The organism is Enterococcus sp. GPZ-007 (genome assembly GCF_059374735.1).
The window spans coordinates 51,234-63,449 of sequence record NZ_JCAFYN010000022.1 but is presented as its reverse complement, the minus strand read 5'-3'; the positions used below and the strand labels follow the sequence as shown (position 1 = coordinate 63,449).

The 12,216-nt window shown below is 41.5% G+C and carries 11 protein-coding genes; 6 read left to right on the top strand and 5 right to left on the bottom strand.

Features of this window, described 5'->3' with window-relative positions; all coding sequences use genetic code 11:
* Window positions 1–114 precede the first annotated feature (114 nt).
* A complete protein-coding gene (locus AC4J95_RS12490) occupies window positions 115–645 on the top strand; it encodes an LPXTG cell wall anchor domain-containing protein (RefSeq protein WP_494550170.1) in 531 nt (176 codons plus the stop codon).
* 124 nt (window positions 646–769) lie between these two features.
* On the opposite strand, the gene AC4J95_RS12485 is transcribed toward AC4J95_RS12490, so the two are convergent.
* The 4 genes from AC4J95_RS12485 to opp3b are packed head-to-tail and all read right to left on the bottom strand — an operon-like array spanning window position 770 to window position 4,779.
* Window positions 770–1,723 carry an ABC transporter ATP-binding protein gene (locus tag AC4J95_RS12485; RefSeq protein WP_494550169.1) on the bottom strand — a complete coding sequence of 318 codons (954 nt, stop codon included), beginning with the start codon at window positions 1,721–1,723 and terminating at the stop codon, window positions 770–772.
* 27 nt (window positions 1,724–1,750) lie between these two features.
* Complete coding sequence (locus AC4J95_RS12480; protein ID WP_494550168.1) at window positions 1,751–2,797, bottom strand: ABC transporter ATP-binding protein; 1,047 nt, start codon at window positions 2,795–2,797, stop codon at window positions 1,751–1,753.
* A gap of 6 nt (window positions 2,798–2,803) precedes the next feature.
* Window positions 2,804–3,838 carry an oligopeptide ABC transporter permease gene (gene opp3C, locus AC4J95_RS12475; protein WP_494550167.1) on the bottom strand — a complete coding sequence of 345 codons (1,035 nt, stop codon included), beginning with the start codon at window positions 3,836–3,838 and terminating at the stop codon, window positions 2,804–2,806.
* Window positions 3,838–4,779 carry an oligopeptide ABC transporter permease gene (gene opp3b / locus AC4J95_RS12470; RefSeq protein WP_438787958.1) on the bottom strand — a complete coding sequence of 314 codons (942 nt, stop codon included), beginning with the start codon at window positions 4,777–4,779 and terminating at the stop codon, window positions 3,838–3,840. The genes opp3C and opp3b overlap by 1 nt, the downstream gene beginning before the upstream one ends.
* Window positions 4,780–4,916: 137 nt before the next feature.
* On the opposite strand from opp3b, the gene AC4J95_RS12465 reads away from it, so the two are divergent.
* Window positions 4,917–5,261, top strand: a complete 345-nt coding sequence (locus AC4J95_RS12465; RefSeq protein ID WP_494550166.1) for a DUF3899 domain-containing protein — start codon at window positions 4,917–4,919, stop codon at window positions 5,259–5,261.
* 101 nt (window positions 5,262–5,362) lie between these two features.
* On the opposite strand, the gene AC4J95_RS12460 is transcribed toward AC4J95_RS12465, so the two are convergent.
* The gene (locus AC4J95_RS12460; protein WP_494550165.1) at window positions 5,363–7,024 is read right to left on the bottom strand and encodes a peptide ABC transporter substrate-binding protein; all 1,662 of its coding nucleotides are present in this window, start codon (window positions 7,022–7,024) and stop codon (window positions 5,363–5,365) included.
* Between the two features lie 603 nt (window positions 7,025–7,627).
* Here AC4J95_RS12460 and AC4J95_RS12455 point away from each other — a divergent pair.
* Genes AC4J95_RS12455 through leuD form a run of 4 tightly spaced genes read left to right on the top strand, consistent with a single transcriptional unit; the run spans window position 7,628 to window position 12,200 of the window.
* Window positions 7,628–9,142: a 2-isopropylmalate synthase gene (locus AC4J95_RS12455; RefSeq protein WP_494550164.1), complete on the top strand. Its 1,515-nt coding sequence runs from the start codon at window positions 7,628–7,630 to the stop codon at window positions 9,140–9,142.
* 51 nt (window positions 9,143–9,193) lie between these two features.
* Window positions 9,194–10,243: a 3-isopropylmalate dehydrogenase gene (gene leuB / locus AC4J95_RS12450; protein WP_494550163.1), complete on the top strand. Its 1,050-nt coding sequence runs from the start codon at window positions 9,194–9,196 to the stop codon at window positions 10,241–10,243.
* A gap of 2 nt (window positions 10,244–10,245) precedes the next feature.
* Window positions 10,246–11,619, top strand: a complete 1,374-nt coding sequence (leuC, locus tag AC4J95_RS12445; RefSeq protein WP_494550162.1) for a 3-isopropylmalate dehydratase large subunit — start codon at window positions 10,246–10,248, stop codon at window positions 11,617–11,619.
* Window positions 11,619–12,200: a 3-isopropylmalate dehydratase small subunit gene (leuD, locus tag AC4J95_RS12440; RefSeq protein ID WP_494550161.1), complete on the top strand. Its 582-nt coding sequence runs from the start codon at window positions 11,619–11,621 to the stop codon at window positions 12,198–12,200. The genes leuC and leuD overlap by 1 nt, the downstream gene beginning before the upstream one ends.
* Window positions 12,201–12,216 lie beyond the last annotated feature (16 nt).

Sequence of the window (12,216 nt, the reverse complement as noted above, 5' to 3'; positions counted from 1 at the left end):
TGAAATTAGCTCAGTTATACAGACGAAGAACTAACCAATGCTTATAAACTTTTTATCCGCTACAACTTCGACTTTGCTGGTATGGATTTGGGTAGCTATGTACGAGTTTTACGTATGATTTACAAAGATAAGGAAGTTTCTTGGGCAGATGTTGAAAAAGCCTTAATGTTTAATCCCCATGACTTTCAAACTACTGCTGAATTAGCCAATAATATTGATCAGTTACAATATTATCTTCGTGTACTTCATCCTGGTATTCGTCATTTTTCAAATGATGAATTGAGTTATATTCTGAATCAACTGAGCGGTTCAGAAAAAAAATTGAGTGCTGCGATTAACCTATTCTCTGGTATCCTTTTCCGGCTCAACGATTATCCGGAAATAACTCTTCCTACGAATGACATGGCTAAACCCGTTTCGACTATTCAAAATCTAGCAACTACTACAAAACCAATTGTTCAGAGCGTTACAACTATTCCTAATACCAATGACGCAGTAAAAAGTGATGTATCGTCTCAAGCTGTTGGTCAAAAGGAATATCCTAAGACTGGTGAACGCAGCACTACTTCTCTGACCATAATCGGAATCGCGGTATTCTTACTTGCAGGTTTAGTTATCCTAAAACGCCGTGTTCATGTAAAATAAGGCAAATTAGTTTTGTGCTTTATGTTTGTAAAGTGATATCGGTTTTTACCTAACGAATGGAAAGTATTTCATCAACAAGCTAAAAAGCCAAAGCAGATTTTCTACTCTGCTTTGGCTTTTACTTTCATACTGCTACAGCTTTCTGATTTTTCAAATGCTGCAGTTTTTTCTTATAATAAGCGACTTCATCTTCAGAAGAATAAATAAAATGACCGGGTGCGATTTCCCGTAATGAGCGCGCTTTGCCATCGTGCGGCTCTGTCTGGTATTTGATGCGACGACGTTGGCGTTCATGATCGGGGTCCGGCATAGGGATGGCTGACAACAAACTTTCTGTATAAGGATGAACACCATAGTGATAGATTTCATCACTGGTTCCAACTTCTAACAGATGACCGTTGTTCATTACACCGATACGATCACTGATATGTTTTACCATCGAAAGGTCATGAGCGATAAATAGATAGGTTAAGTTATGCTCTTTCTGTAAATCTTGCAATAAATTCACGACCTGAGCTTGGATTGAAACATCCAGTGCTGAGATTGGTTCATCGCAGATAATAAAACGAGGTCGGACAGCCAATGCACGGGCGATCCCAATCCGTTGTCGTTGCCCACCTGAGAATTCATGGGGGTAACGTGTCCCGTGACTTGGGTTTAACCCTACCGTTTCTAATAAATCATTTATGATCTTGTCTCGTTCTTTTGGTGTTTTAGCTAATCCATTGACATCGATTCCTTCTGCGATGATATCTTTGACTTTCATCCGCGGGTTAAGTGATGCATAGGGGTCTTGAAAAATCATTTGGACATCGCGGCGAAATTCTGTCAACGCCGTTTTGCCATGGATTTTTACGACGTCCTTTCCATCAAAGAGAATTTCTCCATCCGTTTTTTGATTCAAACGAATGATTGTCCGGCCAGTAGTAGATTTCCCACTACCGGATTCTCCGACCAAACCAAAAGTTTCTCCCTCATTGATGTGGAAGCTGACATCATTCACAGCACGTACTTCATTTTTCGTACCAGTATTAAAATACTGTTTTAAGTGTTTTACTTCTAATAAGCGTTTTTCCATCGTAGTCCTCCATTTTCCTCGCTAAAATTAAGCGGAATATTGGTTTTGTTTCTTGCGAAAAATATCCCAACGTCGTTGAATCTCAGCTGGAGGTGTAACTGCTGGTGCTTGTGGCGCAAGTATCCAAGTTGCTGCTTTGTGTGTTTCAGACAGCTCAAAGAATGGTGGCTCCATCTCGGCATCAATTTTTAACGCAAACTCATTTCGCGGATAGAACGCATCGCCTTTTGGCGGATCCAACAAATCCGGCGGAGAACCAGGAATCGCATATAGACGATCGTTTTCGCTTTCCAATGTTGGCATTGATCCAAGCAATCCCCATGTATAAGGGTGCTGTGGATTGTAGAAGATTTCTTCCGCTGTACCGACTTCGACAATCTTACCAGCATACATCACTGCTACTCGATCGGCGACATTTGCTACCACACCGAGATCATGGGTAATAAAAATGATGGATGTTTCGATTTTTTCCTGAATTTCTTTTAATAATTCTAATATTTGTGCTTGGATCGTTACATCCAGGGCAGTTGTCGGTTCATCAGCGATTAAAATTTCAGGATTACAGATCAAGGCGATCGCGATTACGATCCGTTGCCGCTGCCCTCCAGAAAACTGGTGAGGATAATTTTTCAACCGTTTTTCAGCATCTGGAATACCCACGAGATTCAACAAATCTAGGGCGGCTTTCAGGCTTTCTTTTTTCGATACTTTTTTGTGCTTGCGTAATGACTCTGCGACTTGTTTTCCAATCGTCATCGTCGGGTCAAGGGAAGTCATCGGATCTTGGAAGATCATGGCGATTTCTCGTCCACGGATCTTCTGCATTTCTTTTTCTGATTTATCAACAATGTTTTGGCCTTTAAACAAAATCTGACCCTCATCAATATTGGCATTACTGGAAAGCAGACGCATAATCGTACGAGTGGTAACGGATTTTCCACTACCAGACTCCCCTACGATCGCTAACGTTTCTCCCTTATTTAAATCAAAATCAACGCCACGAATCGCCCGAACTTTTCCGGCATAGGTGTCGAATGAAATATTCAAATTATTCACTTCTAAAATTTTTTCCATAAATCGTCACTCTTTCATTTTCGGATCGAATGCGTCACGAAGACCATCGGCTAACAGGTTGAAACAAACCATGATCAGCGAGATAGTCACCGCTGGAATCCACAATAAGTATGGTAGATATAAGAAAGTTTTATAGCCATCATTCAGCAATGTACCTAAAGAAGCAGCCGGCGGTGTCAAACCTAAGCCGATAAAACTCAAGAACGCTTCAAAGAAGATCGCAGTTGGAATACTGAACATCATTTGAATAATAATGACACTGGAGATATTCGGAATGATGTGCTTGAAAGCAATTTTCCATTTTGATTCACCCAGAGTCATCCCTGCTAACACGTATTCCTGATCTTTCAGCTTGAGGGTCTGGGCCCGGACAATCCGCGCCATCGGTATCCAGTTAGTAATGGCCATTGCGGCTACGATCGAGAAAATCCCTGGTTCAAATACAACTAACATCAAAATCATCACAACTAAGTTAGGAATCCCCGAAAGAATTTCTAAGAAACGTTGCATCGCATTATCGACTTTGCCGCCTAGCATACCGGAAATTAATCCATATGCCACACCAATCGTAATATCAAACAGTGCCGCAATAAAAGCAATCAGCAGTGAAATCCGTGTTCCCATGAATAGACGACTTAACACGTCGCGTCCCAAGCCATCCGTTCCTAACAAGTAATTGACATTGTTCGGAACATCCGCTTGCGCATATTTATCGACCAATTCACCAGCGACCATCGTTTTTCCATTTAAGCCGTTAATGTTTAAACCTGGAACCCGTGGAGGGAGATTTATATAATCAACATTCTGCTTGCTTGGATTATGTGGTGAAACAAAAATTGTTACAATTGAGACAACGATGATCACGGCTAAGAGAATCATCGAGATAACTGCCGCTTTATTTTTTTTCAAACGGCGCCAAGAATCCTGTAAGAAATTCAGCGAAGGCGCCGCAATTTCCTCGCGTTCCTCTTCGGTGTTTTTTTGTAAGGGTTGAAATTCATCTGCGGGAATATCAACGATTGAAGGATATTTCATTTCCATTAGCTCTTACTCCCTTCTGAAAGACGAATCCGTGGATCAACTAGTCCATACAGCAAGTCCACAACTAAAATGACAAAGACCAGCATGAATGAATAAAGGATCGTTACAGCCATAATCGTTGGATAATCATTAGTCATGATTGATTTTACAAACTGTTCTCCGATACCAGGAATCGCAAAAATATTTTCTACTACTAGCGAACCAGTCATCAAAGCTACGGCCAGTGGTCCAAGCAAGGTCATTAAAGGAATCAAACTATTCCTTAAACCATGTCTAAAGGCGATTTCCCATCGACTCAAGCCTTTGGCGCGAGCCAACTCCACATAATCACTGTGAAGTACTTCGACCATTTCAGTTCGAATAAAGCGGGCTGAGTCCGCTAACGGCGACATAGCCAGTGCTAGTGTAGGCAAGATCGTATAAGCAAAGCCTTCCCATTTAGCAATCGGCAAAATACGCAGTTTCATGGCGAAAATATATTGTAATAGCACAGCGAAGACGAAGTTGGGAATTGAACGTCCCAGAATCGCTACCAAAGTGGAGGCTGTATCAGCCCACGAGTTTTGTTTCATCGCAGAGATCGTTCCTAAAATGATTCCAACAAAGGTTCCGAAGATAATTGCCTGTAACCCAAGCTGCAATGATGGTCCGATTCGTCCGGCTAGCAATGCTGCAACGGCTTGATTTTTAAATTGGAAAGAAATTCCGAAGTTTCCTTGTACGAGGTTTGATAAGTAAATCCCGTATTGTACGATCACTGGTTTATCTAGGCCGACTTGTTTATTCAGCATCGCGATCGTTTCAGGACTCAAACGTTCTTGGTTGGTGTACGGTGTCCCCGGCAATAATTGCATCAAGAAGAAAGTGATGGTCGCAATCAGCCATAATGTAATTAACATGAAAAAGACACGCTTTAAAAAATATTTCAAATAACTGCCCATGAGGTGCCTCCTAAAATAAGTCTGGTGTTCCGCTCTTATATTTTGACTTCTACTTTTGATATGGTTTAGAGTAGAAATACATTGCGGATAAGTTTTTTATCTGGATGGTGTTAGCCATTAATTATTGGAGTGTATGTATGAAAAATAAATTATTTCCCATTGGAATCGGCGGCGGTTTGCTAGTGATTATTGTGATCTATACATTTATTCAAGGATCACTTTCTGCATTGACCTTATCCAACCGATTGTTCTTAACCGGATTACCATTTCTAATCATTGGCATCTTACTTTGGATTTTTTCTTCAGGCTTCTTCGATCACTTTCAACATTCGATGCATCAGGCCTTCAGCAGAAAACAAAAGAAAAAATCAGAATTTCAGTCCCTCTCACAGATTGGACAAGGACGCTATTCTTTTTGGTTAATCATCGCAGCTATTTTGCTTGCTGCTTCAATCATTTGTGCATTGATAGCAATGATTTAAAAGGAAGCTGGAACGGGATCACCGTTCCAACTTCTTTTTTATTATCATCAGCATTTCGGCCATATAAAAAGCCTTAATGAAATGCGTCTTTCACCTAACTATTATTCTTCCACGTAAGTCCATTTGTAATCCCAAGAAGCGCCGGCAGGATGGTGAACGATGCCTTTGACTTTCTCGTTTACTAAATGAGCTTCAGATAATTGGTAAAGCGGTGCGACACCAGATTCTTTTGAAATGATTTCATTGGCTTTTTGCAAGTCAGCCCAACGAGCTTCCTCATCACTAGCGTCTTTGTTGCCTGATGCGTCAACTAATTTGTCATACTCTTCATTACTCCAACGTCCACGGTTATAAGAGTTTCCTGTTACAAACAAATCAGTGAAGCTAGATGGGTCGGCATAGTCAGCGCCCCAACCACCAAGCAGTACATCAAAGTCGCCAGCATTTGAACGGTCTAAACGAACAGAAAATGGAACTGGTGTTGGCTTCACGGTCATTCCTGGCAAAGTATCTTCTAGAACGCCTTGAATGTATTCAATCACTTTTTTCGATGAATCTGTATCAGAGGCCATTAACTCGAACGATAGTTTGTCGATGCCTAATTCTTTCTTCGCTTTATCCCAGTATTCTTTAGCTTTTTCTTTATCGTAAGGAGCAAGCTTGCCTGCTTCTTTGGCGAAGTCTTCATCCGTCTTAGGATTTTTTGACATGCCTGATGGAATCAAACTTGTGGAAACAACCGATCCATCACCTAACACTTGGTTAACCAATGATTTACGATTAATGGCATATGAAACTGCTTTACGCAAGTTTTCGTTTTTCCATGGTGAATCTGCTTTGCGTTGGTTGTATTCAAGATAGCTAGTACGAGCTTCTTTAAATGATTTATATGCTGGATCATTAGCATTTTGCTGAGCTAATTCACCAGACAAGATAACATCATCTGCTTCACCATCTTTAAACAGATTCAATGAAGTTGAAGATTCTTTTACCACATTAACTTTAACGGATGATAATTTCACTTCGTCCTTATCCCAGTAAGTATCGTTTTTCTTATATTCCCACTCGGTATCCGTACCCGGTCCGTCGAATCCTTCTAATGTAAATGGACCATTGTAAACCGATTTGTCACTCTTAGTAGCATATTCTTTCCCATTTGCTTCTACCACTTTTTGATTTTGTGGAAAGAATGATGGGAAAGCTAGTAAGTAATCAAAATACGGTGTTGGCTTCGCTAATTTGATTTCCAACTCATGATCATTGACTGCTTTAATCCCTAATGTATCTGGGGCTTTTTTTCCAGCTGAAATATCTGCTGCATTTTCAACGGGTTCAAATAGATAAGCATATTCTGAGGCTGTTTCTGGCTTCACAGTACGTTGCCAACCAAAGACATAGTCTTTTGCTGTTACTGGATCACCGTTTGACCATTTCGCATCGTCTCTTAATTTGACAGTATAGGTCTTGCCGTCATCACTGACTTTGACTTTTTCGCTTGCACCAGCTGGTTGAGGTTTGTTGTCTTTGTCTAGACGGTAGATTCCTTCATAAACATTATTTAGTGCAGTAAAACTAATCGTATCGGTCGCGACTGATAGATCGGCAGTCGGCATTTCCTGTTGGACCACCAAGTTAAATGTTCCATTGTTCTTGGCTTTTGCGCTCGAACTGCTCTCATCAGTTGTTGCGCTGTTGCCTCCATAACAACCCGCCAAAGCGAGCCCGCAAATCGCGATAATACCATAAGCAAATTTGTTCCTCATATCTTTTTCCCCTTTTGATTCAATTTTCAGAATAATTATGAAGTTCTGAATATGTCGAGTAGTTTAATCATTTATTTTTAATAAATCAAACCATATGCTCTAATAATTTTTGGCTTTTTGTAAAACATTCCTAAGAAAACTTGTAGAATCAGCAATTAAGCTAAAAAATTTTTTCTGAATTAGAAATAATGTTGAATATCCAAATTTTTATTATCTGTTGTAACATCACCATGACAGATTGTTGAGCTCTTTATATAGTAGGAAACTTTTAAGCTGCCTGAGGAGGAATTTCTTTCATTCAGCCTTATTTCATAATCGACAAATAAATTAAAAATAATTCTCATCTTTTTTTCATAATTGTGTTGACAATTCTTTTCTTTTTTTATACGATGATTACAACAATTTTTTAAAAATTCTGACATTGAACGGGTGGTTGCTATGATGAAATCAAATATGTCTTTCAACGCAACTTTATTATTATAGCTGGGACTTTCTGAAAATTATTTCATAAAGTCCCTATTCGCATTGCATCGGAGAAGAAAGTGGTTCTTTTCCGATGGAGTGCTTTTTTTATACCCGTTTTTGACCAAAGGAGGAGTAAAAATGAGAAAGATTCAATTTTTTGACACCACATTAAGGGATGGTGAACAAACCCCAGGAGTAAATTTTAATACAAAAGAAAAAGTTCAGATCGCTCTTCAATTAGAAAAATGGGGGGTAGATGTCATCGAGGCAGGCTTTCCGATCGCTTCACCTGGTGATTTCGAAGCTGTCCAAAGTATTGCTCGTCAAGCCAAGAGCATGACTGTAACAGGACTGGCTCGTTGCCAGAAAAAGGATATCGACCGGGCCTATGAAGCACTAAAAGATGCAGTTGATCCGCAAATTCACGTATTCTTAGCAACAAGCGACGTGCATATGCAATACAAACTGAAAATGACTCGGGAGGAGGTTCTGGCTTCCATTAAAGAACACGTTGGCTACGCACGCAGTTTGTTCAAGAAGGTGCAATTTTCACCGGAAGATGCCTCACGAACAGAAAAATCCTTCCTATTAAAAGCAGTACAAACAGCGATTGATGCTGGCGCGACGATCATTAATGTCCCTGACACTGTCGGCTACTCGAATCCTACCGAATATGGCGGTATTTTTAAATCATTGATTGAAAATATTCGCAGTGAGGAAGAGATCACTTTTTCCTCTCATTGCCATGATGACTTGGGAATGTCAACAGCTAACGCACTGGCGGCAATCGAAAATGGTGCGAATCGTGTAGAAGGAGCAATCAACGGAATCGGCGAACGTGCGGGTAACACCGCATTAGAAGAAGTGGCGTTGGCACTAGCGATTCGCAAAGACTTCTATCAATGTGAATCGAATATCGTATTAAACGAAACTAAGCGAACCAGTGAACTAGTCTCTCGCCTTTCAGGTATTCCGGTTCCAAAAAATAAAGCAATCGTTGGTGATAATGCCTATGCCCATGAATCTGGTATTCATCAAGACGGCGTTTTGAAAAATCCAGAGACTTACGAGATCATCACGCCTACCATGGTGGGTGTCAATCAAAATTCTCTTCCACTCGGAAAATTATCGGGGCGTCATGCATTTAATGCAAAATTAGAGGAATTAGGTTACCAACTAAATGATGCCGATAGTAAAGAAGCCTTCAAACGTTTCAAATCATTAGCCGACAAGAAAAAGCAAATTACGGATAAGGATCTTGTGGCACTGCTTGCTGATCAGTACCGCGAAGAAACTGAGAAATATAAACTAGCGGATGTTCAGGTTCAATACAGTTCTAACGGCTATCAGGGAGCAATCGTCTCAATCACAGATGAAAACGGCGAAACGAAAGTTGCTTCTCAAATCGGTTCAGGTAGTATTCAAGCAATCTACAATTCGATTGATGAATTGTTTAATCAAGATCCTGAGCTGACCGAATATGAAATTCAAGCACTGACTGGCGGCGAAGATGCCCAAGCGGAAGTACGTGTCACTCTGTTTGACGAGAAAACGAATAGCGAATATCGCGGTATTGGTGTAGACTTTGATGTTTTACACGCATCAGCAAAAGCCTACGTCCAAGCCAGCAATCATTTAGAACAAAATGGTTAGCGAGATAGTTATTTATAAATGAACACCTTAAAATGAGATAGGAGCATGCACATGAAGAAAAAGATCGTTGTTTTAGCCGGAGACGGAATTGGACCTGAAATTATGGATAGCGGGTTAAAAGTATTAGCTTCAGTTGAGAAAAATTGTGAAAATAACTTTGAACTTGAAAAAGTGCCTTTTGGCGGAGCTGGCATTGATGAAGCTGGTGCTTCACTGCCAGAAAAAACATTAACAGCCTGTCAATCAGCCGATGCCATCCTGTTAGGCGCCATTGGTGGACCTAAATGGGAAAAAATGGCAGACACACCGGAAAAAGGTTTGCTGGATTTAAGAAAATCGCTCAATTTATTCGCGAACATTCGGCCAGTCTCAGTCTCCTCTGCCCTACTACATCTTTCACCATTGAGACCTGAGATCCTTGAAGGGACTGATTTGATTATAGTCCGGGAATTGAGCAGCGGTATTTATTTCGGTGAACCACGAGAATTAACTGATAAGATGGCTTACGATACGGCCCGTTACCAGAAAGACGAGATCGAGCGGATCGTCCATTCCGCTTTCAAAATTGCCCAAGGCCGAAGTAAAAAAGTGACTTCGGTAGATAAAGCGAATGTTCTGGCCTCCAGTAAATTATGGCGAGCAACAGCGGAGGAAGTCGCGAAAGAATATCCTGATTGCCAGCTAGAACATCAATACGTTGACTCTGCCGCAATGAAGTTAATTCAAAATCCGAAAGCCTTTGATGTGATCGTAACGGAAAATCTTTTCGGTGACATCTTGAGCGATGAAGCTTCAGTATTACCGGGGTCATTAGGTGTATTGCCAAGTGCTAGTCATAGCGATGGCGGTCCTTCGCTATACGAACCAATTCACGGCTCAGCACCAGACATCGCGGGAAAAGGAATCGCGAACCCGATCTCAATGATTTTGTCCGTAGCGATGATGCTGCGACAATCATTCCAAGAAGAGCACGCCGCACAAGCAATTGAAAAAGCTTGCGATACCGTATTATCAAAAGGAATCTTTACTGGTGATTTAGGCGGACAGGCAACAACTGACGAGTTCACTGACGCCGTGATTCGAGAATTGGAGGAAAAATAACTATGGGAAAAACATTATTTGATAAACTTTGGGATCGACATGTCGTTCATGGCGAAGAAGGTTCTCCACAATTGCTTTACATTGACCTGCATTTGATCCATGAAGTCACCTCCCCTCAAGCCTTTGCGGGGATTCGTGAAGCTGGTCGGACTTTACGTCATCCTGAGCGAACATTCGCTACGATGGATCACAATACACCGACAGTAGATATTTTCAACTTCACCGATCTAGTTGCGAAAAAACAAATCGATACATTGAGAGATAATTGCCAAGAATTTGGCGTTGAGCTCTGTGATAATGGTAGTGAACGTCAAGGGATCGTTCATATGGTTGGTCCCGAAACTGGGCTGACTCAGCCAGGGAAAACAATTGTCTGCGGGGATTCACATACAGCAACTCATGGTGCTTTCGGTGCCTTGGCTTTTGGTATCGGAACCAGCGAAGTGGAACATGTTTTTGCTACCCAGACGCTTTGGCAAAATAAACCGAAAAATATGGGCATCAAAGTCACTGGTAAACTACCAAAGGGCGTTTATGCAAAAGACATTATTTTGGCGTTGATCGCGAAATACGGGACGGATTTCGGTGTCGGTTATGGTGCAGAATTTTGCGGAGAAACGATTGAAAACCTTTCTATGGAAGAACGGATGACGATCTGCAACATGGCAATTGAGGGCGGCGCAAAGATTGGTATCATCGCCCCAGATGACAAAACGTTTGAATATGTGGCAGGACGCGAGTATGCTCCGAAAAACATGGAAGCCGCAATCAATGACTGGAAAGAGCTCTACACTGACGAAGATGCTCAATACGACAAGGTGCTGACACTTGATGCCAGCGAACTTGTTCCTTTTGTAACTTGGGGAACGAATCCCGAGATGGGCGTACCATTCGATGGGACTTTCCCGGCAGCCACCTCAGCTGATTTGCAAAAAGCTTACGATTATATGGACCTTAAACCAGGCCAAACACCATCAGATATTCCAATTGGCTATGTCTTCATCGGTTCCTGTACCAACGGACGTCTATCCGATTTGCAGGAAGCCGCGAAAATCGTCGAAGGCCAAAAGGTTCATGACAATGTCACTGCCATCGTCGTCCCCGGTTCAAGACCCGTTCGCAAAGCAGCTGAGAAAATCGGCTTGGATAAAATTTTCGTCGAAGCAGGGTTTGAATGGCGTGAACCTGGGTGCTCAATGTGTTTGGGTATGAACCCTGACCGTGTACCAGCAGGAGTTCATTGTGCATCTACATCCAATCGAAATTTCCAAGGACGCCAGGGCAAAGACGCTCGTACCCACCTTTGTAGTCCGGTAATGGCAGCACTAGCGGCCATTCATGGAAACTTCGTCGATAGCCGCAAGGAGGTCATCTAATGGAAAAATTTACGATTTATACAGGAAAAACAGTTCCTCTAATGAACGATAATATTGATACGGATCAAATTATTCCAAAAGGCTTTTTAAAACAAGTCGATAAGGCCGGTTTCGGCAAACATCTTTTTGATGAATGGCGTTTTTTGGAAGACGGTTCACCAAATCCTGAGTTCATTTTAAATGCACCAGAACGAAAAGAGGCAACAATCTTAATCTCTGGCGAAAACTTTGGTTCTGGTTCATCGCGTGAACATGCAGCCTGGGCTATTCAAGATTACGGCTTCAAAGCGGTGATTGCCGGCAGCTATAGTGACATCTTTTATATGAACGCATTGAAAAATGGTCTGTTGCCGATCAAGCTGGATAAGGACGTCCGCGAGATTCTCAGCCAGATTCCTGCCGATCAAACAATTACGATTGATCTGCCAAAACAAGAGGTGCAAACATCCGAGTCTTGCTATGCCTTTCAAATCGACCCAACTTGGAAAGAAAAATTAGTCAACGGCTTAGATGATATCAGCATCACCTTGCAGTATGAAGATAAGATCACAGCTTACGAAGAAAAAATGCCGACTTATTAATAGTAAAGAAAATCGC

Excerpts from the sequence above, each read along its gene's own strand:
- AC4J95_RS12490 (WP_494550170.1), top strand. The coding sequence starts at position 115 with ATGATTTACAAAGATAAGGAAGTTTCTTGGGCAGATGTTGAAAAAGCC.
- AC4J95_RS12485 (WP_494550169.1), bottom strand. The coding sequence starts at position 1,723 with ATGGAAAAACGCTTATTAGAAGTAAAACACTTAAAACAGTATTTTAAT.
- AC4J95_RS12480 (WP_494550168.1), bottom strand. The coding sequence starts at position 2,797 with ATGGAAAAAATTTTAGAAGTGAATAATTTGAATATTTCATTCGACACC.
- opp3C (WP_494550167.1), bottom strand. The coding sequence starts at position 3,838 with ATGGAAATGAAATATCCTTCAATCGTTGATATTCCCGCAGATGAATTT.
- opp3b (WP_438787958.1), bottom strand. The coding sequence starts at position 4,779 with ATGGGCAGTTATTTGAAATATTTTTTAAAGCGTGTCTTTTTCATGTTA.
- AC4J95_RS12465 (WP_494550166.1), top strand. The coding sequence starts at position 4,917 with ATGAAAAATAAATTATTTCCCATTGGAATCGGCGGCGGTTTGCTAGTG.
- AC4J95_RS12460 (WP_494550165.1), bottom strand. The coding sequence starts at position 7,024 with ATGAGGAACAAATTTGCTTATGGTATTATCGCGATTTGCGGGCTCGCT.
- AC4J95_RS12455 (WP_494550164.1), top strand. The coding sequence starts at position 7,628 with ATGAGAAAGATTCAATTTTTTGACACCACATTAAGGGATGGTGAACAA.
- leuB (WP_494550163.1), top strand. The coding sequence starts at position 9,194 with ATGAAGAAAAAGATCGTTGTTTTAGCCGGAGACGGAATTGGACCTGAA.
- leuC (WP_494550162.1), top strand. The coding sequence starts at position 10,246 with ATGGGAAAAACATTATTTGATAAACTTTGGGATCGACATGTCGTTCAT.
- leuD (WP_494550161.1), top strand. The coding sequence starts at position 11,619 with ATGGAAAAATTTACGATTTATACAGGAAAAACAGTTCCTCTAATGAAC.